24 protein-coding genes, 1 tRNA gene and 1 pseudogene are annotated in these 23,195 nt (G+C 68.9%); 12 read left to right on the top strand and 14 right to left on the bottom strand.

Going from position 1 to position 23,195, the window contains the following annotated elements:
• Positions 1-238: 238 nt before the first annotated feature.
• Both ACFQRI_RS00895 and ACFQRI_RS00890 read right to left on the bottom strand, forming a co-directional pair.
• Positions 239-1,645, bottom strand: coding sequence for an MFS transporter (locus tag ACFQRI_RS00895; RefSeq protein ID WP_380662987.1), 1,407 nt, complete (start codon positions 1,643-1,645; stop codon positions 239-241).
• Positions 1,646-1,717: 72 nt separating this feature from the next.
• The gene (locus ACFQRI_RS00890) at positions 1,718-2,497 is read right to left on the bottom strand and encodes a glycerophosphodiester phosphodiesterase family protein (RefSeq protein ID WP_380662984.1); all 780 of its coding nucleotides are present in this window, start codon (positions 2,495-2,497) and stop codon (positions 1,718-1,720) included.
• Positions 2,498-2,612: 115 nt separating this feature from the next.
• On the opposite strand from ACFQRI_RS00890, the gene ACFQRI_RS00885 reads away from it, so the two are divergent.
• Together ACFQRI_RS00885 and ACFQRI_RS00880 are read left to right on the top strand one after the other, a co-directional pair.
• Positions 2,613-2,960: a hypothetical protein gene (locus ACFQRI_RS00885; protein ID WP_380662982.1), complete on the top strand. Its 348-nt coding sequence runs from the start codon at positions 2,613-2,615 to the stop codon at positions 2,958-2,960.
• A gap of 98 nt (positions 2,961-3,058) precedes the next feature.
• Positions 3,059-3,703 carry a VOC family protein gene (locus ACFQRI_RS00880; protein ID WP_380662977.1) on the top strand — a complete coding sequence of 215 codons (645 nt, stop codon included), beginning with the start codon at positions 3,059-3,061 and terminating at the stop codon, positions 3,701-3,703.
• Positions 3,704-3,707: 4 nt separating this feature from the next.
• Here the strand turns inward: ACFQRI_RS00880 and ACFQRI_RS00875 are convergent, their stop codons facing one another.
• Both ACFQRI_RS00875 and ACFQRI_RS00870 read right to left on the bottom strand, forming a co-directional pair.
• Positions 3,708-4,667: a tyrosine-type recombinase/integrase gene (locus tag ACFQRI_RS00875; RefSeq protein ID WP_380662974.1), complete on the bottom strand. Its 960-nt coding sequence runs from the start codon at positions 4,665-4,667 to the stop codon at positions 3,708-3,710.
• 53 nt (positions 4,668-4,720) lie between these two features.
• Positions 4,721-6,073: a M20/M25/M40 family metallo-hydrolase gene (locus ACFQRI_RS00870; protein ID WP_380662971.1), complete on the bottom strand. Its 1,353-nt coding sequence runs from the start codon at positions 6,071-6,073 to the stop codon at positions 4,721-4,723.
• Positions 6,074-6,194: 121 nt separating this feature from the next.
• Between ACFQRI_RS00870 and ACFQRI_RS00865 the strand changes: the two genes are divergently transcribed.
• Positions 6,195-6,280: transfer RNA gene (locus ACFQRI_RS00865), tRNA-Leu, on the top strand.
• On the opposite strand, the gene ACFQRI_RS00860 is transcribed toward ACFQRI_RS00865, so the two are convergent.
• Entirely contained in the window at positions 6,262-6,444 is a 183-nt protein-coding gene (locus ACFQRI_RS00860) for a hypothetical protein (RefSeq protein ID WP_380662968.1), read from the bottom strand. The two genes, ACFQRI_RS00865 and ACFQRI_RS00860, sit on opposite strands and share 19 nt — an antisense overlap.
• A 458-nt stretch (positions 6,445-6,902) precedes the next feature.
• On the opposite strand from ACFQRI_RS00860, the gene ACFQRI_RS00855 reads away from it, so the two are divergent.
• The 3 genes and pseudogenes from ACFQRI_RS00855 (at position 6,903) to ACFQRI_RS00845 (ending at position 9,067) form a co-directional block, all read left to right on the top strand.
• Positions 6,903-7,088 carry a hypothetical protein gene (locus ACFQRI_RS00855; RefSeq protein ID WP_380662965.1) on the top strand — a complete coding sequence of 62 codons (186 nt, stop codon included), beginning with the start codon at positions 6,903-6,905 and terminating at the stop codon, positions 7,086-7,088.
• 355 nt (positions 7,089-7,443) lie between these two features.
• Complete coding sequence (locus tag ACFQRI_RS00850; protein ID WP_380662962.1) at positions 7,444-7,947, top strand: DUF309 domain-containing protein; 504 nt, start codon at positions 7,444-7,446, stop codon at positions 7,945-7,947.
• A gap of 132 nt (positions 7,948-8,079) precedes the next feature.
• Positions 8,080-9,067, top strand: a pseudogene (locus ACFQRI_RS00845) (IS481 family transposase).
• Between the two features lie 231 nt (positions 9,068-9,298).
• Here the strand turns inward: ACFQRI_RS00845 and ACFQRI_RS00840 are convergent.
• On the bottom strand, positions 9,299-9,541 hold the full coding sequence (locus ACFQRI_RS00840; protein WP_380662959.1) for a hypothetical protein: 243 nt from the start codon (positions 9,539-9,541) through the stop codon (positions 9,299-9,301).
• On the opposite strand from ACFQRI_RS00840, the gene ACFQRI_RS00835 reads away from it, so the two are divergent.
• Both ACFQRI_RS00835 and ACFQRI_RS00830 read left to right on the top strand, forming a co-directional pair.
• On the top strand, positions 9,531-10,457 hold the full coding sequence (locus ACFQRI_RS00835; protein WP_380662956.1) for a response regulator transcription factor: 927 nt from the start codon (positions 9,531-9,533) through the stop codon (positions 10,455-10,457). The genes ACFQRI_RS00840 and ACFQRI_RS00835 overlap by 11 nt on opposite strands.
• A gap of 91 nt (positions 10,458-10,548) precedes the next feature.
• A complete protein-coding gene (locus tag ACFQRI_RS00830; protein WP_380662954.1) occupies positions 10,549-11,013 on the top strand; it encodes an ester cyclase in 465 nt (154 codons plus the stop codon).
• 101 nt (positions 11,014-11,114) lie between these two features.
• On the opposite strand, the gene ACFQRI_RS00825 is transcribed toward ACFQRI_RS00830, so the two are convergent.
• Positions 11,115-11,498: a PLP-dependent transferase gene (locus tag ACFQRI_RS00825; protein ID WP_380664548.1), complete on the bottom strand. Its 384-nt coding sequence runs from the start codon at positions 11,496-11,498 to the stop codon at positions 11,115-11,117.
• A gap of 510 nt (positions 11,499-12,008) precedes the next feature.
• On the opposite strand from ACFQRI_RS00825, the gene nhaA reads away from it, so the two are divergent.
• The 3 genes from nhaA to ACFQRI_RS00810 all read left to right on the top strand — a co-directional run bounded on the left by nhaA (position 12,009) and on the right by ACFQRI_RS00810 (position 14,518).
• On the top strand, positions 12,009-13,163 hold the full coding sequence (gene nhaA, locus ACFQRI_RS00820; protein ID WP_380662951.1) for a Na+/H+ antiporter NhaA: 1,155 nt from the start codon (positions 12,009-12,011) through the stop codon (positions 13,161-13,163).
• Positions 13,164-13,187: 24 nt separating this feature from the next.
• Entirely contained in the window at positions 13,188-14,183 is a 996-nt protein-coding gene (locus ACFQRI_RS00815; protein WP_380662948.1) for a TerC/Alx family metal homeostasis membrane protein, read from the top strand.
• Between the two features lie 146 nt (positions 14,184-14,329).
• The gene (locus ACFQRI_RS00810) at positions 14,330-14,518 is read left to right on the top strand and encodes a hypothetical protein (protein WP_380662946.1); all 189 of its coding nucleotides are present in this window, start codon (positions 14,330-14,332) and stop codon (positions 14,516-14,518) included.
• 114 nt (positions 14,519-14,632) lie between these two features.
• On the opposite strand, the gene ACFQRI_RS00805 is transcribed toward ACFQRI_RS00810, so the two are convergent.
• The 3 genes from ACFQRI_RS00805 to ACFQRI_RS00795 all read right to left on the bottom strand — a co-directional run bounded on the left by ACFQRI_RS00805 (position 14,633) and on the right by ACFQRI_RS00795 (position 16,393).
• Positions 14,633-15,385 carry an SAM-dependent methyltransferase gene (locus ACFQRI_RS00805; protein ID WP_380662943.1) on the bottom strand — a complete coding sequence of 251 codons (753 nt, stop codon included), beginning with the start codon at positions 15,383-15,385 and terminating at the stop codon, positions 14,633-14,635.
• 142 nt (positions 15,386-15,527) lie between these two features.
• Positions 15,528-15,974 (bottom strand): SAM-dependent methyltransferase, encoded by a 447-nt coding sequence (locus ACFQRI_RS00800; RefSeq protein WP_380662941.1) that lies wholly within the window; start codon positions 15,972-15,974, stop codon positions 15,528-15,530.
• Positions 15,947-16,393, bottom strand: coding sequence for an SAM-dependent methyltransferase (locus ACFQRI_RS00795; protein WP_380662938.1), 447 nt, complete (start codon positions 16,391-16,393; stop codon positions 15,947-15,949). The genes ACFQRI_RS00800 and ACFQRI_RS00795 overlap by 28 nt, the downstream gene beginning before the upstream one ends.
• Before the next feature lie 319 nt (positions 16,394-16,712).
• Here ACFQRI_RS00795 and ACFQRI_RS00790 point away from each other — a divergent pair, with 319 nt between their 5' ends.
• The gene (locus ACFQRI_RS00790; RefSeq protein ID WP_380662935.1) at positions 16,713-17,510 is read left to right on the top strand and encodes an SAM-dependent methyltransferase; all 798 of its coding nucleotides are present in this window, start codon (positions 16,713-16,715) and stop codon (positions 17,508-17,510) included.
• 379 nt (positions 17,511-17,889) lie between these two features.
• Here the strand turns inward: ACFQRI_RS00790 and ACFQRI_RS00785 are convergent, their stop codons facing one another.
• From ACFQRI_RS00785 to ACFQRI_RS00770, 4 genes are all read right to left on the bottom strand, one after another.
• The gene (locus ACFQRI_RS00785) at positions 17,890-19,386 is read right to left on the bottom strand and encodes a potassium/proton antiporter (protein WP_380662932.1); all 1,497 of its coding nucleotides are present in this window, start codon (positions 19,384-19,386) and stop codon (positions 17,890-17,892) included.
• A gap of 341 nt (positions 19,387-19,727) precedes the next feature.
• Positions 19,728-19,895 carry a hypothetical protein gene (locus ACFQRI_RS00780; RefSeq protein ID WP_380662929.1) on the bottom strand — a complete coding sequence of 56 codons (168 nt, stop codon included), beginning with the start codon at positions 19,893-19,895 and terminating at the stop codon, positions 19,728-19,730.
• Between the two features lie 946 nt (positions 19,896-20,841).
• Positions 20,842-22,050, bottom strand: a complete 1,209-nt coding sequence (locus ACFQRI_RS00775; protein ID WP_380662927.1) for an AGE family epimerase/isomerase — start codon at positions 22,048-22,050, stop codon at positions 20,842-20,844.
• Positions 22,051-22,108: 58 nt separating this feature from the next.
• Positions 22,109-23,098 carry a LacI family DNA-binding transcriptional regulator gene (locus ACFQRI_RS00770; RefSeq protein ID WP_380662923.1) on the bottom strand — a complete coding sequence of 330 codons (990 nt, stop codon included), beginning with the start codon at positions 23,096-23,098 and terminating at the stop codon, positions 22,109-22,111.
• Positions 23,099-23,195: the final 97 nt, after the last annotated feature.

The following is a 23,195-nucleotide window of genomic DNA, read 5'->3' as shown; positions in this document are numbered from 1 at the left end:
AAGCAGGACCCAGGGTTATTCGTCAACATGGGATAGAGATCACTACCCGGACGGCCCAACGCATGTACCGTCTGTGACTGCCCGTATGTCCATGACACTCCCCATTGTCACGACGCAGCGTACTGGCATATTCCGCCAGAGGCGATGCCCCCGCCCCGACTGATCACCAGCATGGAGCAATCGACGTCCCGTCGCTCGCTGAGCACCGGTGATTACTCAACGAACACGACACGCCGCACTAGAGCAACTTCGGCGGCGTGTTGCCCACCGCCTCGATCGCGCGCCGCACCGGCACCAGCGAAACCAGCACCAGCCCGACCGCGAAGAAGACCACCAGCGAGACGATGGCCAGCCGGAACGACCCGGTGGCCTGCCCGACACCGGCGAACACCAGCGGACCCAGCCACGAGGTCGACCGCTCCCCCACCTCGTAGAGCGAGAAGTACTCGGCCTCGCGCCCGGCCGGGACCATCTGGCTGAACAACGAACGGGACAGCGCGTTCGTGCCGCCGAGCACCATGCCGATGCCCACGGCCAGCCCGTAGAACTGCATCTCCTGGCCCGCCTGCACGAAGTAGGCCGCGACCAGCACCACCAACCAGGTCGCCAGGCTGATCAGGATGGTCTTCTTCGCGCCTATGCGCTTGGCCACCGCCCCGTGCAGCACGCCGCCGAAGAACGCGATGAACTGCACGATCAGCAACGTGATGATCAGCGTCTCCTGGGGCAGGTCGAGCTCCAGGTTGCCGTACTGGGCCGAGACCTGGGTGACGGTCGCGATGCCGTCGGTGTAGATCCAGTAGGCGCCGAGGAAGAAGAGGGTCAGCGGGAAGTGGCGCGCCTCGCGCAGCGTGGCGATCAGCTGCTTGAAGCCCGCGGTGACCGCCGACGGACCGCCCTCGACGGCCGGTTCCGGATCCCGGTGGCGGCGCAGCGCGGCCAGCGGCAGCAGCGTGAACGCGGCCCACCACAGCCCGGAGAGGAAGAAGATCAACCGCACCGCGGTCTCGGTGGACATCCCCACCGAGTCGTGGCCCAGGTAGATGACCAGGTGCAGCGCCAGCGCGGACCCGCCGCCGAGGTAACCGATGGCCCAGCCGCGGGTGGACACCGCATCGCGCTCGTCGGCGTCGGCGATCTCGGGCAAGAACGAGTAGTAGACCACCACCGAGGCGCCGAAGCAGATGTTGGCCAGCACGAACAGCACCACGCCCAGCTGCCAGTTCGACCCGGCGACCAGCGCCAGCAACCCGGTCGCGAACGCCCCGCCGAAGGCGAACACCGCCAGCATCAGCCGCTTGCTCTGGGTGCGGTCGGCGATCGCGCCGGTGATCGGCAGCACCACCACCTGCACCACGGTGGCCACCGACAGCAGGTAGCCCCACAGCGAGCCCGCCGGGAAGGCCAGCCCGAACAGCGAGATGTCGCAGTTGACCAGCGAGTTCCCGCCAGCGCAGGCGTTCGGGCCGTTGCGCGCCACGTCGGCCTCGGCCGCCCGGGTGGCCACCGAGGTCAGGTACAGCGAGAGGAAGACCGTGGTGACCGAGGTCGGGAAGACCGAGTTCGCCCAGTCGTACCAGCACCACCCGCGTTGTTCCCGCCGCCTCGCGGCCTGCGGCGCCGCGTCGCTGTCCATCACGCTCATCCGTCCTCCGGGGGTGCCGGGCCACTCGACTGGGGGCACCCTACTGGGCGGCCGATCACCGCGCGGACATGATCACCAGGCGGCCGGGTCGGCGGAGCGTTCGCGCAGCACCTCGCGGAGCACATCGGGCCGGTCGGTGACCAGACCGTCCACGCCCAGGTCCAGCAGCCGCGTCATCTCGGCGGCATCGTCGACGGTCCAAGCATGCACCTCCAGCCCCCACCGGTGCGCGCGTTCGACGAATCGCGAGTCGATGACCTCCAACCCCTTGTGCCGCGGTGGGACCTGCGCGGCCGCGCCGCCCACCAGCCGGCGCAGCGGCGAGACCGGCAACCGCGAGGACAACCACAGCAACCCGGCCGAGCGCTGGCCCGCGGAGGTGAGCAACCGCGGGCCGCCTCCCGCGCGCAGCCGCGCCAGCCGCTTGTCCGAGAACGAGGCCAGGCACACCCGGTCCCAGGCGTCGTGCCTGCGCACCGCCCGGAGCACCGGTTCGACCGCGGAGTCGGCCTTGATGTCGACGTTGAACGACGTCTCCGGCAATTCCTCGAGCGCGACGTCCAAGCTGCACACGGGCTCGCGCCCGCCGACCTTGGCCCGGGAGACCTCGGCGAAGGGCAGTTCGGCGATCGCGCCGGTGCGATCGGTGGTGCGGTCCAGGGTCGGGTCGTGGTGGACGACCACCACGCCGTCGGCGGTGGCGTGCACGTCGGTCTCGACGTACCGGTAGCCCTCGGCCGCCGCGCGGGCGAAGGCGCTCAGCGAGTTCTCCATGCCGGCGAGGTCGTCGAGGTGCCAGCCGCGATGGGCCAGCGCCCTCGGCCGCGGCCCGTCCAGGAAGGGATGCGTCACGCCGCCAACTGTCCCGCACAGCGGTGACGCCCGGGTATACGCCCGGTGGCCTGTGGCGAGGTTAACGGCGTGGCTTGCGCGGCTCGGGAGTCGACATTGGATAACGTGAGCCTCCGTGGAGAACCTGGAGACTCCCCGCCAGCGCCGCGTGCGGCACTGCGCGTGGTGCGGGCGGCGCGTTCCCGAGTCCGGTCGTCAGGGCAGGCCGAAGCTCTACTGCGCGCAGTCGTGCCGGCAGCGGGCTTACGAGCGGCGCACCGCGGTGCAGCGCGGCGGTCTGCCGGAGGACGCCGTGGTGCTCTCCGCGGCGGAGCTCGCCGACCTGCAGGACCGGTTGTTCCAGCTGCGCTGCGCCGCCGAGGACGTCTCCACCGCGGCCGACGACGGCGCGAGCCACGACGAGCTGCGCAAGCTGGCCTCGCAGGTGGTGGACGTGGCCACCGAGCTGGAGCGATTGCGCTGAGCGCGCCCGCTCCGCTCACGATCTGGGACGAACGGAGCATTGTGCCCGACAGCCCGGGTGTCCAAGATGAACTGATCCCCGGTGGCGAGGAATCCACGTTGCCCGCAACTGCTGTGGTCCGCGGCTTGCGCCGCGTCGACCTGCTCAGCCCGGACCCGATGGCCGCGGCCGTCTTCTACCGGGCTGTCCTGGACTGGTCGCCGGTTCCGGTGCCGGTCGGCTTCGACTGCTGGGTGGGCAACCGCCGCTGCGCCACCATCCGCAAACCGCGCGCCGGTGAGCCCCCCGGCTTCCGCCCGGTGTTCGCCGGCGCCGCGATGAACTACACGCTCACCGGACCGGACGACGCGGTCGCCCAGCTCGCCGAGGGCCGAGCGCAGCACGGGCCGTGGGCTCCGGCCCCGCGCTCGGGCGAGCCCTGCTGGGTCGAGCTCGCCACCACCTCGCCGCAGCGCGCCGACGCGTTCTGGGCCGACACGCTCGGCTGGCAGGTCGTTGAGGGCGAGCCGGTGGTGTACCTGACCTCGGGGCGCCCGGTGGCCACCCGGGTCACCGAGCGCGCGACCGGCCCGGGCTGGCTGTGCTACCTCTCGCTGCCCGACCTGCCGGACGTCGGACGGCTGGCCGACAAGCACGGCGGCCGGGCCGAACCCGTCGAGCACCCGCTCCTGCCCGGCGCCGTGCTGCTCACCGACCCCACCGGCGGCACCACCGGCCTCACCACCGCCGACACCTGGGGGTGAACAGCTAGGAGAGCTCGCCGAGCACCTGGAGCGTGCGGTTGGCCTTGACCGACAACCGCTGCTCGCGCGCCGTCACCTCGATGTAGGACTGACTGGCGTTCATCGACGCGTGCCCGAGCAGCTTGGCGATCTCGGCCGCGTTGGCCCCGTCCTCGGCCAGCCGGGTCGCGAACGTGTGCCGCAGCGCGTGCACCATCGCTCCGGGCCGCACCCGGTCGGAGACCCCGGCGGCCTGCAAGCACCGCCGCACCAGGTACTGCAACCCGCCCCGCTTGAGCGCCTCGCCCCGGTGGTCGACGAACAGGGGTTCCCCGCCGGGCAGCCGGTTGCCGAACCGCTCGCGCCGCGTCCGCAGGTAGGTGCCGATGAGCTCGTCGAGGCTGTCCTCGATCGGGATCGACCGGCTCCTGCCGCCCTTGCCCGCCACGTGCAGCCGCCGGTCGCCGCCGCGCCCGGCCAGCGACCCCGCGGTCAGCCCCAGCAGCTCGGCCGAGCGCACCCCGGTGCACAGCAGCGTCGCCAGGACGGCCAGGTCCCGCTCCGGCCAGGGGTTGCGCGCCTGCCGCGCCCCCGAGGCCACCATCCGCAGCAACCGCTCCGGGGTGTCCTCGCCCTGCAGCGGTTTGGGCGCGGCCGGGACGTGGCGCGGCTTGGGCACCACCTGCATCGGATTGCCCGCGGCCGCGCCCTCCACGACGAGGAAGGCGAAGAACCCGTTCCACGTCGACCACGCGCGGGTGACCGTCGACGCCGACCGCTCGGCGGCGTACCGGGCGAAGGCCGACCGCAGCACCGCGGCGTCGACCTGCTCGACGTCGAGGTGCTCGGCCGGCACGCCGGTGAGCTCCACGAGCTCACCGGCCACCGACTCGAGGTCTCTGCGGTAGGAGCGCAGCGAGTTCGCCGCAAGCTTGCGGGCCTGCAGGTGCTCCAGGTAGCTCTGCATCAAGCGCGCCAGGTCCACGCGACACCTCCCGATGATCAACTACCGGGGATGCAACCAGACTCCACCGACAGTCAGCTGTCGCGCAGGAAGCGGTCCAGCACGCGCACCCCGAACTTCAGCGCGTCCACCGGAACCCGCTCGTCGACGCCGTGGAACAGCGCGGAGAAGTCGAGGTCGGCGGGCAGTCGCAGCGGGGCGAAGCCGTAGCAGCTCATGCCCAGCCGCGCGAAGGACTTCGCGTCGGTGCCCCCGGACATCATGTACGGCAGCGCCTTGGCCCCCGGGTCCTCGGCCAGCAGCGAGGCCTGCATCTGCTCGACCAACCGGCCTTCGAACTTCGTCTCCACCGGTGGCAGCCCGACCCATTCGCGCTCGACGTCGGGCCCCAGCAGCTCGGCCAGCTCGCGGTCGAACGCCTCCTCGCGGCCGGGCAGGATCCGGCAGTCCACCGCGGCCTCGGCCACCGACGGGATCACGTTGTGCTTGTAGCCCGCGGTGAGCATCGTCGGGTTGGCGGTGTCGCGCAGCGTGGCGCCGATGATCCGGGAGATGTTGCCCAGCTTGGCCACCGAGCCGTCGACGTCGTCGGGCGGGAAGTCCCACCCGGTGATCTCGCTGACCCCGTCGAGGAACTCCTGCACGCTCTCGGACATCACCAGCGGGAACCGGTGGGCCCCGAGCTTGGCGACGGCTTCGGAGAGCTTGGTGACCGCGTTGTCCTCGTGCACCATCGACCCGTGCCCCGCACGCGCGCGCACGCGCAGCTTGAGCCAGCGGATCCCCTTCTCCGCGGTCTGCACCAGGTAGGCCCGCACGCCGTCCTTGAGGGTCAGCGAGTACCCGCCGACCTCGCTGATGGCTTCGGTGCACCCCTCGAACAGCTCGGGCCGGTGCTCGACGAGCCACTGCGCGCCCTGGAACCCCCCGGCCTCCTCGTCGGAGACGAAGGCGAAGACGATGTCGCGGGGCGGCACGATGCCGTCGCGCTTGAACCTCCGAGCGATGGCCAGGCTCATGGCCAGCATGTCCTTCATGTCCACCGCGCCCCGGCCCCACACGTAGCCGTCCTGCACGGCCCCGGAGAACGGGTGCACCGACCACTCGGCCGGATCGGCGGGCACGGCGTCCAGGTGCCCGTGCACCAGCAACCCGCCCCGCGAGGGGTCGACCCCGGGCAGCCGAGCGACGACGTTGGCCCGGCCCACCTGGTCGCCGGCCTCGACGTAGGTCACCTCGTAACCGACCTCGGAGAGCTTCTCGGCCACGTACTCGGCCGCGGCCCGCTCGGGCACCACGGTGTCGGCCTCACCCGTGTTCGTGCTGTCGATGCGGATCAAGTCACTGGCCAGTCCGACGACCTCGTCCTGCGCCAGCACCAACCCCGCGTCCTGATCGCTTCCGGAGATACCGCTGTGCTCGCTCACCAGGCATTTCTATCACCCAGGACGCAAAGAGGGGGGTGGGTTACAGGCCCTGATGACCATGGGCTAATCTATATGCACAACACAGCGGGGCCGCCCGGGAAACAAAGGGCGGGCCTGAGGCGTCGGAGTGGCGGAATGGCAGACGCGCTAGCTTGAGGTGCTAGTGCCCTACTAATGGGCGTGGGGGTTCAAGTCCCCCCTCCGACACGCAAACTATTCACCCGGTTCCCAACCGGGTGAATTTTTATTTCGGCGGTGTTCGTTCCGTGCTCGTAGGTGACGTGCAGGTCCATCGCGGCGTACAGCGCTTCGAGGCGATCACGTCGGCCACCGCTAAGGGCGCTACCGGTATCGCCGAGCGAATCGATCATGACGTCGATCTCGGCTTCATCCCGCTCCGGCTTCGACGGCGCTGGCGAGCGCGGCCTGAGCCGCCGCCCTGTCGGCATTTGCCTGGCGGGATACCGGTTAAGGGGCTAGTGGGGGACAGCACGGGACACCCGCGGCAAGCGAGATGCACACGATCAGCTGGTTGTGTGCGCGAGAATGATCAACGCGGCGAGGCGGGTACGCGAAGCCCTCGGACTGCGGCTTCGGTCGTGTCTCGAACGCCTCGACAGCGCCCCGGCTCGACGACCTCGCGAGCGCCACTACTGCCGCGTACAGGCGGCGCGAGTTCGCATCAGATGCGATACGACCTGGTTGAGCATGGAATCCAAGAGGTGCTGCGGCCGCGAGCCGGTCGGCGTCGTGGGCGACCTGACCGGCGGGCGCGGCCGTCCGGGCGCATCCTGCGGGGGCGACGACAGCTCACCGGGGGGAGGACGTCATGACCAGCAGCAGCGACGAGCATCGGGCCGAAGCCGAGGAGTACCTGAACAAGGCCAAGGGGGCGGAGAGCTTCGACGGGTCGGTGCAACGCGACCTGCTGATCGCTCAGGTGCACGCGACGCTCGCGCTGGCACCTGAGCCGGGATTCCACACTCGCGGCTGGCTTCGGCACACGGAGGAGTGACCGCACATAACAGTTATGCGCGGTACGAAATTGGACCTTTGGGGCGCGAGTGGTGATCTGTCAGGAACACCCTGACGGGAGATCGTGACCGCGTCACCTCACCGGTCCTGAACATCGACGCAGAAGCACACCGGCCACTGGGCTTCGAGCAAGTCGTCGACCTGGCGGGCGAACAACGGATCGCACGCGAGCAGGTGCGCTCGGCCAGCGCGTACCTCTGCAACGTATCCGACACATACACGGTCTACGGGTTGCGCATGGACACCTGTCCAGCAGGTTTCCTGATCGCCCAGGCATAGCCAGTTCCGTCGTCTCGATCCCTGGGACGACGTCGAGGATCAGGCACACTCGGGGCATGGCCCAACGCGACCGCGATGCAAACGGTCGGGCCCGCAATGCCCGTCCGCGAGATGGGCTCGGCCGCCCGCTGCCGCACGGCGCCGCCGGCGTCGAGCGCATCGATGAAGACCTCGTACTCACCCCGCGGGAGAGCCTGGAGCAGGCCCAGCAACTCCTCGACGACGGCCGTCCGTTCCACGCCCACGAAGTCCTCGAAGGGGCATGGAAGACCGCGCCCAGCGCGGAGCGTGCCCTGTGGAAGGGACTGGCCCAACTCGCCGTCGGCCTTACCCACCTGCACCGAGGGAACGCCGCCGGAGCAACCGCTCTGTTGCGCCGGGCACGCGACCACATCCGGCCCTACAACCAGCAGCCGCCACACTCCATCGCAGTGGACCAGCTGGTCGAATTCACCGCCGACCTCGCCGATCACATCGAACAGGGCGGACTCGCTGCCGTCCCGCACCAGCGACTGACCCCCATGCTGCGCACGGCGGCGGACTTGCCCGAGCACCATTAACCGCACCGTCTAGTTGTGCTGATCACGGAGGTTGTGAACGGGTGGCACGCGGTCGGATGATCTTGGAATGAGTGAGGACCTCCGGGTTCGGTGTGGATCACCACAATCTGCACCGATCACCAGGAGGTCCTCGTGTGTCACCGTAACGCCCCACTGACCGAGACAGGCAGGCTGCGTCTGGCCCGGTGTGTCGTGGAGGATCGGTGGCCGCTGCGGCGGGCGGCCGAGCGTTTCCAAGTCTCGGTTGGTTGCGCGAAGCGGTGGGCGGATCGCTACCGGCGTGACGGTGAACAGGGCATGGTCGATCGCCCCAGCCGACCGCATCACAGCCCACGCCGTGTTCCCACTCGAACCGAGCGGCGGATCATCAAAGTCCGGGTGCTTCGGCGGTGGGGCCCGGCCCGCATCGCCGGGCTACTGAAGCTCAATCCCTCGACCGTGCATCGGGTGTTGGCGCGCTACCGGATCAACCGGCTGGCGCATATGGACCGGGCCACCGGGCGCGTGATCCGCCGCTACGAATATCCACAGCCGGGTGGGCTGGTGCACGTGGACATCAAGAAGCTGGGCAACATCCCCGACGGAGGCGGCCATAAAGTCCACGGACGCGCCACAGGCGGCCGACACAACACCCGCAGCCGGCCCATCACCAACAACAGCACCAGCTCGCGGGCGAAGCTGGGCTATGCCTACACACCGCCCTGGACGATCACAGCAGGTTGGCTACACCGAAATCCTGCCCGATGAAACGAAAACCACCGCCACAGCGTTCTGGAAACGAGCGCAAGCATGGTTCACGGAAGCGGGCATCGATATCCAGCGAGTCCTCACTGACAACGGCGCCTGCTACCGATCCCGCCCCTGGAAAGAAGCGCTGCACACAGCCGGTATCAGCCACAAGCGGACCCGACCCTACCGGCCCCAGACCAACGGCAAAGTCGAGCGTTTCCACCGCACCCTGCTCGACGAATGGGCCTACGCCCAGCCCTACACCACCGAGACCCAACGGCGCGCCGCCTTGCCCAGCTGGCTACACGACTACAACCATCACCGCCACCACACCAGCATCGGCGGCCCACCCGCCAACCCCGTATCCAACCTCCCAGGCCAGTACAGCTAGTCGTCACCGCCTCGACATGGAGACGGACTCGCCTCCTCGAGCTTGGTCATCTCACGTACTGCCTTGCGGTCAACTCGAGGCGGTAGCTGTCCGGGTTGTCGAGGTAGCGGCGCCAATGGTCAACGAACTCGAGCTCGTCCCACTTCACGCGGCGGGTCCATGGTCGCCTACCTCGACGACGTCGGCGCCCGGAGCCGCGGCCAGGATCGGCGAGTGCGTCGCGCACACCACCTACGCCCGGCGCTCACCGAGCTCGTGCATCAGGCCCACCAGTTGCAGGCAAGACGCGAACGACAGCGCGGCTTCCAGCTCGTCGAGGACGTAGAACCCACGGTCGTCGAACATCGAGGCTAACACCGTCAGGAACTCGTCGATCGAAGCCTGCCAGCAGATCTCCGACTTCGGCCGGATGGGCGAGTGGACCCACGTGCTGACCGTCTGGTGCGAGAGCCAGCCCGGCCTGGTGGCGTTCACCGGCCAGTGCGCGGTCCACCGCGGCCAGTTGATGCGGCTGCACGGCGCCTACCGGGACGCGATCAGCGAGCTCGAGCATGCGGCTGAACGGTACGCCGCGGCCGGGGGCAGCCCCGCGGTCGGACAGGCCCACTACGAGTGCGGCGAAGCGCTGCGCATCAGCGGCAACCACGACGCGGCCGAGGCCGCCTACGCGGAAGCGGCCGGGTACGGGCACCCGGCCCAGCCCGGCCGGGCACTGCTGTGGCTGGCCCGCGGCCGGCCCGATGCGGCGTCGGCCGCGATCCACCGCGTGCTGGCCGAGGTGCGGGATCCGGTGCACCGCTCACAAGTGCTGCCGGCCGCCGTCGACGTGCTGGCAGACGTGGGTGAGATCGAAGACGCCGCGTCCTTGGCCGACGAGCTCCACGGGTTCGGATCGGCCTTCGGTTGCACCGCGCTCCGAGCGGCCGGCGAGTACGCAACCGCATCGGTCGCCGTCGCTACCGGTGACGCCGAGGACGCGCTCGCAGCCGCCCGGAGCGCTGCTGATGGCTGGTCCCGCTTGTCCGCACCGTACGAGGTGGCCCGGTGCCGCGTGCTGATCGGACGAGCGCTGCGCCTCCTCGGTGACGCGGAGTCGGCGGCGGCCGATCTCGACGAGGCTCGGCGAGCGTTCGCGAGCCTAGGTGCCGCACCGGCCGAGCACGACGTGGCCAAGCTCCTGGGGGATGCGCGGGCGCCCGGCGGCTTGAGTCCGCGCGAGATCGAGGTGTTGCGGCTCGTCGCCGCGGGCAGCAGCAATCCCGAGATCGCGGCGGCGCTGGTGCTGTCGGAGAAAACGGTTGCCCGACATCTGTCGAACATCTTCGCCAAGCTCGACGTCGGCTCCAGGACCGCGGCCGCGGCGTTCGCGTTCGAGCACCACCTGGTCTGAGAACGATCTAGGCCGTGTTGAGGAGCATGAGGGCGCGTAGCCAGACGTCCATCGTGGCGACGTGCACGGTGGCTTCGTTGCGGGAGGCAGAGTGAGCGAGGGCAACAAGGCGCTCGTACGGCGCTTCGTCGAAGATTTCCAGGCGGGCGGGTGCATCGAGACTGGCGAGGAGCTGCTGGCTCACAACTTTCGGAACCACACTCCCGCCCCGCGGGAGCGAAGTGATCGGGACGGAGTTATGCAGATCTTCACGTTGCTCCACGCGATCCTACCTGATCTCCGCGTCGAGATTCACGACATGATCGCCGACGGCGACCGCGTCGTCACGCGTAAGACCTTTCTCGGAAAGCATCCCGCGTCGAGGCGCAGATCCGCTGCGGGGCGCATGATAGCGATAGATGTGATGGACATCGTCTGCGTGCGGAATGGTCAGATCGTCGAACACTGGAACAGCGTCGACCGGCTTGCAGTGATGCGCCAGCTCGGCCTGTCCGGAATCGCGTGGCTCGTCGCCGATCAGATCGCAGCCAGGATCCGGCGCTCTTGGCGTGGGTGAACACGCTCACCTTGTGGCACACCGCCTCGGCGGCCGCGGCGTCGACGTTCAGCTCGACGGGGAGCGTGACGCCGAATCCCTCCACGAAGCGCGTGGCTCGTTCATGGCGGGCCTGCGGGGAGTCCGGCGTAGTGCACCGCGCTGACCGCGGGGGGCGATGACAACCGCCGGGCCAGTTCGAGTGCCGGCCGTTGTGCGGCTTCGATCCGCAGCGGCAAGGTCCGCAAGCCCCGCAGCCCCAGGTGCGGCTCCAACACCCCGGGATGGAGCCGAGTCGGGCGCGCACGTGCCGCAACCGGGCATCGTGGTGCTGCTCGCGCGTGCTCACCACACCCAGCAGCAGGTCGCTGTGCCCGCCGATGACCTCGGTCGCGCTGCGCATCGAGAAGTCCGCACCCGGCTTGAAGCAGCCGGTTGCAGCAGCGAGGTGGCGAACGTGGAGGCCACGTCTGCCGACATCGCGGGAGCGTCCTGGTTCGCGTCATGACAACGCGCTCAACGTCCATCCCGAGACACGGCGAACCCACGTCCATCCTCGGCGCAAGGCTCTTCTGCGGACGCCGGAGGATGGAAGGACCCACGCGGTCGCACGTCCGCACTCACGCACAACAATCGCGGTCGGCCCCGCACAGGGCCGAGGTCGCAGGCTGCTGCGAACGCGTCGAGGAAATGGCCGATCGCGGTCAACGGAAACGGTGCGCATCAAGATCGAGTCGGCGCGGAGCCGAACTGCTTCCGCTTGGCATTCGCGCTCGGGATCCGACGTGGTCCGGGATCGGATGCGTGCGGGGCCGTTCGGGATTCGGGACCGTGTCAAACAACGCCGCGAGTCGCGGATGCAACGTGAGCGGAATTCTGGAAAGCTTGATCGCAATCGTGTCTCGTTGACTGCTGTTGCGCGCCCGGGGAGGTCGGGCCGCGAGAAGGGGGCAGCGGCTGTGCCAGGTCCGGTCAAGCGTGCGGCATCAACGCTCGGCGCTCCGCTGAGCGCATTCGTGCGCGCGGAGAGCTCCGGCGGCGTTCTGCTCGTCATCGCGGCAGTGGTGGCTCTGATCTGGGCCAACAGCGCAGCGGCCGACGGCTATCTGCAGTTCTGGGGCCAGAAGATCACCCTGGGTGCCGGTGACTTCGCCGTCACCCACGACCTCGGTCACTGGGTCAACGACGGCCTGATGGTGATCTTCTTCTTCGTCATCGGCCTCGAGATCAAGCGCGAGCTCGCGGTCGGCGAGTTGCGCGACCGGCGCGCCGCCACCCTGCCCGCGGTCGCCGCGCTCGGCGGCGTGGTCGTGCCCGGTCTGCTCTACGCGCTCATCGCCGAGGGCGAAGCCATCCGCGGCTGGGGCATCCCGATGGCCACCGACATCGCGTTCGCGGTCGGCGTCCTGGCCCTGCTGGGCAAGCACGTCTCGGCGGGAGCCAAGCTGTTCTTGCTCAGCGTGGCCATCGTGGACGACATCCTGGCCATCGCGATCATCGCGATCTTCTACACCGACCGGCTCAGCATGCTCTGGCTGCTGGGCACCATCGTCGGACTGCTGGTGTGCGTCGCCATGCGGCGGTTGGGGATCAGCTCACCGTGGGCCTACGTCCCGATCGGCGTGGTCGTCTGGTTCGCGACCCTGGAATCCGGTGTGCACGCCACGCTGGCCGGTGTCGCGCTGGGCCTGCTGACCCCGGCCGGCGAGGTCAGGGGCCGCAAGGTCCTGGACACCCTCGAGCACGACCTGCACCCGGTCAGCGCCTTCCTGGTGGTGCCGATCTTCGCGTTGGCCAACGCGGGCGTCCCGCTCGGCGACGGTGCACTGGCCGCCGCGTACGCGAACTCGGCGACCTGGGCCGTCATCACGGGCCTGGTGCTGGGAAAGATCATCGGGATCAGCGGTGGCGCCTATCTGGCCAGCGGGTTGCGCTGGGGCACGTTGCCGCAGGGCATGCACCCCTGGGAGGTCTTCGGCGTCGCGGCGCTGGGCGGTATCGGCTTCACCGTCTCGTTGTTCATCACTGATCTCGCGTTCGCTGATGCGTCGCTGGTCAGCGACGCCAAGGTGGGTATCCTCACCGCTTCGGTGATCGCGGCGCTGATCGGTGTGATCGCCCTGATCGTTTCGCCGCGCGCAGGCGGTGGCGGCAGCGGGCGAGAGGCCTGAGACGGCGAGCAGGAGGATCTGTCGGTGGGTGAGATTTCCGCGCTGACCTGGGGCGTGACCGTCGGGTTAGTGGTGCTGCTGCTGGCGGTGGACCTGGTGCTGGGGTGGCTGCGCCCGCACCGCGTGGGCTTCGGTGAGGCCACGGCCTGGTCGGTGTTCTACATCGCCGTCGCGGTGGTGTTCGGCATCTGGTTCTCGATGGCCTACGGCGGAACGCCCGGCACCGAGTTCTTCACCGGCTTCATCGTGGAGAAGAGCTTGTCGGTCGACAACCTCTTCGTCTTCGTGATCATCATGTCCACCTTCGCCGTGCCGGAGGAGCACCAGCACAAGGTGCTCACCTTCGGCATCGTGCTGGCGCTGATCATGCGAGTCGTCTTCATCGCCGTCGGTGCCGCGCTGCTGTCGCTGTTCTCCTTCGTGTTCCTGCTCTTCGGCCTGCTGCTGATCTTCACGGCGGTGCAGCTGTTCCGGCATCGCGACGAGGACCCCGACGTCGAGAACAACGTGATGGTCAAGGCCGCCCGCCGGTTCCTGCCGGTCTCGGACGACTACGTGGGCGGGCGGTTGATGACGCGCATCAACGGTCGTCGGGTGGTCACTCCGCTGTTCGTGGTGCTGGTGGCCATCGGCGGGATCGACCTGCTGTTCGCGCTGGACTCGATCCCCGCGGTGTTCGGCGTGACCAGCGAGCCGTTCATCGTCTTCGCCGCCAACGCCTTCGCGCTGCTGGGCCTGCGGGCGCTGTTCTTCCTGGTCAAGGGGCTGCTGGACCGGCTGGTCTACCTCTCGTCCGGGCTGGCGCTGATCCTGGCCTTCATCGGCGTGAAGCTCGTGCTGCACTGGCTGCACGTGGACATCAGCACCGCCGTGCCCGAGGTCCCGACGCCGATCAGCCTCGGCTTCATCGTGCTGGTGCTCGTCGTGGTCACCGTGGCGAGCCTGATCAAGACCCGGCAGCACCCGGAGATCAAGGCGCACTCGGGATCGCTGCGCGCCAACCCGCACCACGAGGATTGACGGCGCTCCGGCCCGCGTCGCACGATGGCCGGAGCTCTCGGCCAACGGGACACCGGTTCGGTTGACCGCCCCCTCCTGCCGCGGCCTGGGTTCGGTCCACGACGCGGCGGAATACGATGACCGGGTCGAGAAGGAGCCGCTCCAGCGTGTCGTTCTCGAACCAGCTGACGTCGCCGAGCGCGCGGTGTGCTCGGCTCGCCGAGCAACCCGGTTCGACGATCACCATGCATCGCCAGCTCGGCGCCATCCGGCGGATCGACTACCAGCTCGACGCCGGCGAGGAGGCGTGCATCGGGACCGGATCACGAGTCCGGAGGGCCAGCAGACGTCGGTGATGACGTAGCTGCCCTGGTAGCTGGTGCCCGCCAGCCGCAGCCCGAGCAGCGAGCGCACCTAGCTCTGGCAGCGGCACCACCCAGCGGGCGCGCACTGGACGCCACGAGCACGATTCAGCGGCTTAGGACACCTAGGCCGGCCATTCCGCGACTTTCCCTGGCCTGCTCGTCGGTGAGCGGGTGGTCGGGGTGCCAGGCCGAGGTGAACACCACTCCCGGTTCGACGAGCTGGTAACCCGCGAACAGCGCGGTGATCTGCTCCGGCGTGCGCGGGTGCAGCGGGTGGGTGCTGGACTTGTAGGTCTCGATGACCTCCGCGGTCGCGTCCGGCCAGTAGTCCAGGGTCAGGCCGTGCGACAGTGCCAGATAGCTGCCCGGCGCGCAGGCTTCGCGGTAGGCGCTGATGATGCCGACCGGGTCGTCGACATCGGCCACGAACGGGAACACCGAGATGGTCAACACCGCCACCGGCCGGGAGAAGTCCAGCAGGCGGTGCACCTCCGGGTGGTGCAGAACCCGGTCGGGATGCCGCAGGTCGCCCTGAATGGCGGTGGCTTGGTCGTTGCCCGTCAGCATCCGCTGCGACTGGGCGACCGCGACCGGTTCGTGGTCGACGTAGACCACCCGCGATTCCGGCTGCAGCCCCTGCGCGATCTCGTGCACGTTGCCCACGGTCGGGATGCCCGAGCCGAGGTCGAGGAACTGCGTGACCCCAGCCCGGGCAACGAGGTAGCGCACCACGCGCTGCAGAAATGCGCGGTTCTCCCGGGCGAACGTCCGCGTCTCCGGAACCAGGGCCAGCACCCGCTCCGCGGCGGCGCGGTCCGCTTCGAAGTTGTGCGATCCCCCGAGGTAGTAGTCGTACATGCGAGCCGGTTGGGCGTGCTGTGGTCCACCCCGGTCGAGAAACCGTCCTGCTCCTGTTCCGGACGTCCGCGCACGGCCACTCCCCCACTCGCAACAAGGCGCTCACGCGTCGCGTGCCGCTGGATCGCTATCGACTGACCGGCTAGGCCTTCCGCAGGATACCGCCATACTCGTAGGCACCAGTGCGGTTGCCGATGATCCCCTCGTACGGGCGCAGCGGTTCCGGAGCGGGATCCAGGGCCGGCTGGAAGCGATCAGGCCGCCAGTCATGCAGGTCCACCATACCCGGCGCCACCGGTTCGAGCCCGTCCACGAGCGCGTCGACCTCAGCCGGTGTGCGCGTCTGCCAGGGAATCCCGGCACCGCCGATCTGCTCGCTCAGACGTGCGGCCGCCGCGGGGTCATCGTGCACGACTTGCGAGAACGCCAGGTAGCTGTCAGCCACGGCATGCGTGTCGACGATGCCTCGCACCGCATCCCGCACGCCGCCGATCTCGTCGTCGTCGGTGAGGTGATGGCCCACGGAGAGGTACAAGACCGCCACCGGCTCGGAGAAGTCGATCAGCCGGTGCGTATCCGGGTGGTCCACGATCTGCTCGGGGAAGCGCGCATGTCCGCGGTGATGACCGCGGTGGCGTCGTTGTCGGCCAGCAGGGCTCGACCGTGTGCCAGCACGATGGGGTCGATATCGACGTACACCACGCGCGCAGCCGGGTCGAAGTGCTGCGCGACCTCATACACGTTGTTGCCGGTCGGCAGACCGCACCCCATGTCGATGAACTGCGAAATCCCCGCTTGCTGCACCAGGTAGCGCACCGCTCGGTAGAGGAAGCGACGGTTCTTGCGCGCGATGTCCACGCACTCCGGAAACAGCTTCAGCGTCGCCAGCACGATCTCGCGGTCGACCGCGTAGTTGTCCTTGCCGCCCAGCATCCAGCCATAGGCTCGGGCCGAGGTCGGCCGATCAACCGGAATTGCAGAATCCGGAACCTGCTCGTTGCGCGGCATTCGGACGACCCCACCCTTCGCGAAGCGGCATTCGCGCGCGAGCGCTAACAAGCCCAGCGATCAGCGCACAACGCTCCGCAACCCCAAACCGGATGGTCCTCATCGGTTTCCGCATCGATGCGAAACAGGTACACGGTCTCGCCGCGCTTTGCCGAGGCCGCAGCCACGGCCCGATGGACATCGAATCCCAACGGCCTATCCCGCAGGCCGCGCCCAAGAACCAAAGGAAGCGCTGTTGGCCGGCTTTCTCGGATCTAGTTCCTTCGTCGGTGACGTGGCATACTCCGCCGCGCACCACGAACGGATCAAGGAGAAAGCGGTGGACGAACTTCCGAACTGGGCTTCTCCGGAGATCGATTGGCGCCAACCGAGCGTGGCGCGGATCTACGACTACGCCCTCGGCGGCGCGCACAACTTCGAGGCGGACCGGCAGGCCCAGGACGAGGCGCTCAAGGTCTTCCCGTACCTCAACGACGCGGCCCGAGCCAACCGCGGCTTTCTGCACCGCGCAGTCCGATTTTGCCTCGACCAGGGCATCCGCCAGTTTCTCGACCTGGGGTCCGGAGTCCCGACCGTCGGCAACGTCCACGAAGTGGCGCAGGAGGTCGATCCGGAATCCCACGTCGTGTACGTCGATCACGACCTCGTCGCCGTCGCGCACGCTCGCACCATCCTCGCCAACAACCCGCGGGCCGTCGTGCTGCACGAGGACATCCGCGCGCCGCACCAGATCCTCACCCACCCGGAGACGTTGCAGCTCATCGACTTCGAGCAACCCGTGGCAGTGCTGATGGTCGGCATGCTCCACTACGTCGACGACTCCGCCGAACCCATGAAGCTCCTGCGCGAGTACCAGGACTGCATGACACCCGGCTCCTACCTGATCGCCTCGCACCTCACCAGCGACCTACCCGAAATGCGATCCGCAGCGCCCTTCTTCGACGACAGCCGGAATCCCATGACGCTCCGCAGCAAGACCGAGATCGAGGCGCTGCTCGCCGACTACGAGCTCGTCGACCCGGGCGTCGTGTTCACCGTCCAGTGGCGCCCGGAAACCCCGCCGCCCGCAAACCCCGAACGCTCCGCCTGCTACGCCGCGGTCGCCCGCCGAGGTTGAGCAACGCGCTCGAGCTGGGACGATGCACCCCAGGGGCAGCTCAGGCAGGTGACCCGCGAAAGCGCGAGCGCCCCCGTCGAGCCCGCTCCCGAACGATCGTTGCACCTGCAGTGCGCGTGCGCGCTGCAGGTAGCCGCCTACCCCGCCTAACGACACGGGCTCGAATTCGCCCTGCGCTTCGGCGCCGACACCACCACCAATCCGTTGGCCGCTCATCAATCCGCTTCGACTGCGCAGCGGGCCTCCCGTTCCCAGGGCGCTCGTCACGACCGAGCGAGGCGGGTCACCGGTAGCGCCGGCTCAACGCTCGTGTTCGGCTCGCCGCGGCCAAGGACCATCCGTTGAATCGACCTCCCCTGTCGTGAGCAGACTCGGACGATCAGTCGGGGTCGCCGCGTTCACCGAACCAGTGAGCGAGTCCGCCGCGGCGGCTGACCGCTCGAAGTCGACGTTCTGCGGCCTCGCGTTGCGCCTGAGTCGTCACGATGAGCATTTCGTCTCCCGCTCTGAGCCCCGTGTCGGCTTCGGGAACGAAGGCGTGACCTTCGCGGACGACGAGCGTGATCACGCTGGGATCGGAGAGCCGCAGCTCGCGAATGGAAAGGCCGTGCAGCGCAGAGCCGGTGGGCACGGTCATCGTCAGAAGTTCGGCGCCCAGAACGTCGAGCGGCGCGGCTTCCACCTGGATTTCTCGAGTGGCCTCGCGGGGGATGAGCCCCAACCAGCGAGTCAGTGGCCGCAGGCTGGGGCCTTGCACCAAGGTGAAGACCACGACCAGGACGAACACGATGTCCAGCACGCGATCGCTGCCGGGCACGCCCTGGACGACGGGGAAGGTGGCGAGCACGATCGGCACGGCGCCGCGCAGACCTGCCCAGGACATGAACGCCTGCTCGCGCCACGGGATCCGGAAACCGGCGACGGAAACGATCACCGACAACGGCCGTGCGGCGAGCAGGAGCACCAGCCCGACGACCAGGGCCGGAAGCGCCTCGTGGTGCAGCTGACTGGGCGTGACGAGCAGGCCCAGGAGTACGAACAGGCCGATCTGGGCGAGCCAGCCCAATCCTTCGGCGAAGGAACGCGTAGCTGCCCGCCGCGGCAGTCCGCTGTTCGCCAGTACCACGCTGGCGAGGTAGGCCGCGACGAATCCGCTGGCTTGGGCAACGCCCGCGGCAGCGAAGGCCACCAGGCCCAACCCGAAGATCGCCAGGGGATACAGGCCGGAGGCCGGCAGGGCGACGCGAGGCAGCGACGTCGCCCCGAGCCAGCCGACCACGAGACCGATGGCTGCCCCCGCACCAAGCTGGTAGAGCAGGTTCGCCCCAGCGCTGACGGGGTCGAGGTGGAGCGGCGTGGTGCTGAACAGCAGCACCAGGATGACCGTCGGAGCGTCGTTGAAACCGGACTCGGCCTCCAGCAGCCCCGCGATGCGACGCGGCAGCGGCAGCACTCGCAGCACCGAGAACACCGCTGCCGCGTCCGTGGAGGAGACGATCGCTCCGAGCAGGAGCGCGAGCTGCCAGTTCATCCCCAGCAGCAGGTGCGCACCGGTGGCTGTGACCACGACGCTGACGCCGACTCCAACAGTGGCCAGCAACCCCGCTGGCGCGAGCAGCCGACGCACATCGGACCACCGGGTGGTCAAACCACCTTCCACCAGGATGATCGCCAGCGCGGCGGTGCCGAGGTTCTGAGCCAGTTGGGCGTCGTCGAACTCGATCCCGATCAGGTCCTCGCCCAGGAGCACTCCCAACGCCAGGAACAGCAGGAGGCTGGGTAGGCCCATGCGGTGAGCGACCCGCGTGGCCACGATGCTGGCCAGCAGGACCGACCCGCCAGCGAGCAGCGTCACGTACAGCTGTTGCAGGCTCATCCCATCCCCTGTCCCACCGGCGGGGACGACAGCCCCGCGGAGCGCCGCGCGCGCCCGAAACGGCCAGATGCCGGTGCACCGAGCATCAGCAGTTCCTCTCGGCGACCACCGGCATTCCTGGGCCGACTCCCTCGCGTCACGGCGAAGTCCTTTTCCGGCACGCGCAGCGCCGGCGGAAATCGGCGCTCCTTCGACCGGCTCGACGAGCTGATCACCGGGATCGCGGAGGAGATTGGCTGCCCTCGTTCCTGGCACCTGGCGGCCGGAACGGCAATGCGCTGGGCATCACCTGGATGAATGCCCCCTATCAGCAATTTCACCTGCCGCGATCCAGGTGGTGCTCACATGCTGGTGAGCATGCCGTAGGCGATGGTTGGCAGCCCGGTCGCGCTGATGATCAATAGCGCGATCACGCCGAGAAATGTGTTGCTACTTCGGATCATGGCCGCGAGGAAGCCGAGTCCGGTGATCGATCCGGCCGCGGACAGAAAACCGAGAACAGAAATCATGCGAGCGCCTCTTCTCCAGCACGGGGTTCCCGCGTTTTTTCATCACGCGGGAAAATGACAGCGGCACGGATGCTTTCGTGCCTTGCGGGCTTATGGGGCCGACTGTCGTCCCGGTGGAGAGCGACCGAGGGCGGGCGGGCACGATTGCGAATCGGGCGACACCACTACGGGGTCGTGCACGCCCATTCGGACCCAGCTGGGGTGGAGGTCGCGCGAGGGCGCGATCCGCGCGCCCCAGACCTTCCCGGGCTCGCAGACCCGCAGCGGCGAAGGCAACGCTGCAACGACCGCGTCGACCTCGCCTCGATCCAGCGGGCCTTCATCGGCCCGGGTGTGCACCCCGTGCGACGCCGGAGAAGCGTTCGCCAGGTCGAACGCCGGCGAAGGGGGAAGCATCCCGAAGCCGGTGAACAGCAAAACGGCGAGCAGCATCCAGGCGCGCTGGCGCCTCGTGCTCGCGCGTGCCATCTAACTCCCTCAGTCGCTTCCACGCTCACGTTACCGGTCGTCGATCCACCAGCCGGAACGGGGCGAAGCCGTCCCTCCGCTTGCGGAGGTGAGGACCTTTGAGACGCCAATGACGACTAGGTCCGGATATTCACCGCGGACAGCTGTTGGGCGGAAGGTCCGTCACCGTCGGAACGCCCGGAACCAGAACTCCGGCCGGGGTGGTCGGCCGATGCCGACGTGCCAATTCAGCTGCGAAGGTCCGACTGCCTCGCGCGCCCGGAACTCGCCGATGCCGTGGCCGCATGGAGATCGCCGTGCTCTGCGTTGTCGTGAATTCGTCCGCGCCGGTGCGCGGACGAATCCGATCAGATCGGTGGTGAACATCCGCATGCGGTCGTCCGCGGAATCCGCGAAACAGACCGGACGTCCGCCGAGGGCGTGTTCGCAGCGGCGTTCCACCCAGCAGCGCGGCTGGGTGGAACGCGAACCGCGACCGTCACCTGCTGCGCAGAGCTGGGACGCTCAGCGCTGGCGCTGGTGCGAGCGGCAGCTCGGGCAACAGCGATGCGTGATAGGCGTGGTAGGCGTCCGGCTTACCCGGCCAGACCGTGCCCGACGGTTCGCCTCGCGGCGTGAGCTCGTGCAGCCAGCTGCCTTCGTCCTGGTCGATGTGGTGACGGCGGGCGTAGTCCCAGAAGGTCGAGTACCAGCGCTCGTACTGCGCCTCCCCGGTGCGGCGGTGCAGCACGTCCGCGGTCATGATCGCTTCGGCGATGACCCAGTGCATGCGTTCCCGGACCTGGGGCTGGTCCTGCCAGTCGAGGGTGTAGACGAAACCGGGGTGGCCGTCGACGTTCCAGCCGCGCTCGACGGAGGAGGCGAACAGCTGCCGGGCATCGGCGAGCAGCCACTCCGGCGCCTGCGCCCCGAACGAGGCCTCGAGGTGCAGCAGCAGTCGCGCCCATTCCAACCAGTGGCCGACCGTCACCCCGTGCGGCCGGAAGGGGTGCTCGGGCTGGTCCCGGTTGTAGTCCGCGACCGGTTTCCAGTCCGACGTGAAGTGCTCCGGGAGTCGCCAGTCGTGCGCGGCGGCGACCTCGTGGATGAGGAACTCGGCGATGCCGAGCGCCCGCCGGTGCCAGAGACCGTCGCCGGTGACGTCACCAGCGGTGAGGAAGGCCTCGACGAAGTGCATGTTGCTGTTGGCGCCCCGGTAGTCCTCGGTGACCTGCCACTCCCGGTCCCAGCTCTCCCTCGCCAGCCCGGCCCGCTCGTCCCAGAACCGGGCGTCGACGACCTCCAGCGCCTCGGACAGCAGATCCTCCGCGCCGGGGCGGCCGGCCGCGGTCGCGCTGCCGGCCGCGAGCACCACGAAGGCGTGCTCGTACGCCGCTTTCGCGGGATCGGCCGTGCTGGCGAACCAACCGCCGTGCTCCGCGTCGCGCAGCACGTCGCGGAACCCGGCGATCCCGTGATCGACGAGCTCGGCGGCCTCGGGAGCACCGAGCAGGTGGGCGAGGCTGAACACGTGGGTCATCCGACCGGTGATCCACGTCGGCACGGGCCGGTCCGGCTCCCTGGCTCCCCGGCGGTCGAGCCAGCCGAACCCGCCTCCGGGGGCTCGCGAAGCGGCGGCGAACTGGACGAGCCTCGCCCGTTCGGCGGCGAGCCAGTCTCGGTGCGGGGCGACGTACGTGTCGTTCAAAGCACGTTCTCCTTGCGGATCTCGGGTACATCTTGCTGGCTGGGCGGCAACGGCGAGCTCACCGCGAACATCCGCACGATTCGCGGTGCACGAACCGCGAGGGCAGCCGGTGCTCGCGCGGCGGCCGGTCGAGGTCGTCCAGGCGGTCGAGCAGCAGTTCGACCGCCTTCGAACCGATCTCCTCGCTCGGCTGGGAGATCACGGTCAACCGCGGGGAGAACAAGTCGGCCCACGGGAAGTCGTCGAAACCGACGAGCGCGACGTCCTCGGGGACTCGGAGCTCCAGGTCCCGGACGGCTTGCATCGCGCCGATGGTCATGGCGTTGTTCGCCGCCACCAGCGCCGTCGGGGGCTGCGATCGCGTCAGCAGCTCCGTCGCGGCTCGGCGCGCGGCGTCGAACTCGGAACCACCTGACCGGCAGAGCTCGTCCATCGAATCGATTCCGTTGCGCCGCAATCCTTCCCGGTACCCGGAACATCTCTCCGCCGTCGTGCTCATCCCCTCGATGCCCGCGATGAAGCCGATGCGGCGGTGCCCCAGCTCGGCGACGTGATCGACGAGCAGCGCGGTCGGCTCGGCGTTCTCGGCGGAGACCTGATCGTGCTCCCCACCGAGAACGCGGTCGGCCAGCACCGCGGGGATCTTGTGGTCGTCGAGGTACCGGATCGTCCGGGAGGGCTCGCCGGACGGCGCGAGCACGATCCCGTCGACCTGGCGCTGGACCAGGTTGGACACCACCCGGAACTCGTGGTCCGGGTCGTCGCGGGGGTCGGCGACCAGCAGCGTGTAGCCGTGCTGGACGGCCATGCCCTCGGCGCCGCGGAGGATCTCGGTGGAGAACGACGTGCTGGCGCTGGAGATGACCACGCCGATCGTCCGGGTGCGCGTGGTGACCAGCGCCCTGGCCAGCGTGTTGTGCACGTAGCCGCACTGCTCGATCGCGTCCAGGACCGCCTGGCCCGTATCCGGGTGCACTGCGCGGGTGCCGTTGAGGACGTGCGAGACCGTCGCGATGGAGACCCCCGCGGTCCGTGCCACATCGGCCATGGTCGCCAAGTGCCGCCCCGTTCGTCCCAGCCGTCTTCCTGCACGCGGATCCTACCCCGCAAACGCTTACGTAAGCGCTTACGGCGCCGTGATGAAG

This window comes from Saccharopolyspora griseoalba, assembly GCF_042665275.1.
Classification (GTDB): Bacteria; Actinomycetota; Actinomycetes; order Mycobacteriales; family Pseudonocardiaceae; genus Saccharopolyspora; species Saccharopolyspora griseoalba.
Note: the sequence above shows the minus strand (reverse complement) of the source record. Positions and strands in the feature narration are given on the sequence as shown.

Coding starts and splice junctions, on each gene's coding strand:
- ACFQRI_RS00895 (WP_380662987.1), bottom strand. CDS start 1,645: ATGAGCGTGATGGACAGCGACGCGGCGCCGCAGGCCGCGAGGCGGCGG.
- ACFQRI_RS00860 (WP_380662968.1), bottom strand. CDS start 6,444: ATGATCGATTCGCTCGGCGATACCGGTAGCGCCCTTAGCGGTGGCCGA.
- ACFQRI_RS00855 (WP_380662965.1), top strand. CDS start 6,903: ATGACCAGCAGCAGCGACGAGCATCGGGCCGAAGCCGAGGAGTACCTG.
- ACFQRI_RS00850 (WP_380662962.1), top strand. CDS start 7,444: ATGGCCCAACGCGACCGCGATGCAAACGGTCGGGCCCGCAATGCCCGT.
- ACFQRI_RS00825 (WP_380664548.1), bottom strand. CDS start 11,498: ATGACGCGAACCAGGACGCTCCCGCGATGTCGGCAGACGTGGCCTCCA.
- ACFQRI_RS00805 (WP_380662943.1), bottom strand. CDS start 15,385: ATGTACGACTACTACCTCGGGGGATCGCACAACTTCGAAGCGGACCGC.
- ACFQRI_RS00795 (WP_380662938.1), bottom strand. CDS start 16,393: ATGCCGCGCAACGAGCAGGTTCCGGATTCTGCAATTCCGGTTGATCGG.
- ACFQRI_RS00785 (WP_380662932.1), bottom strand. CDS start 19,386: ATGAGCCTGCAACAGCTGTACGTGACGCTGCTCGCTGGCGGGTCGGTC.
- ACFQRI_RS00780 (WP_380662929.1), bottom strand. CDS start 19,895: ATGATTTCTGTTCTCGGTTTTCTGTCCGCGGCCGGATCGATCACCGGA.
- ACFQRI_RS00770 (WP_380662923.1), bottom strand. CDS start 23,098: ATGGCCGATGTGGCACGGACCGCGGGGGTCTCCATCGCGACGGTCTCG.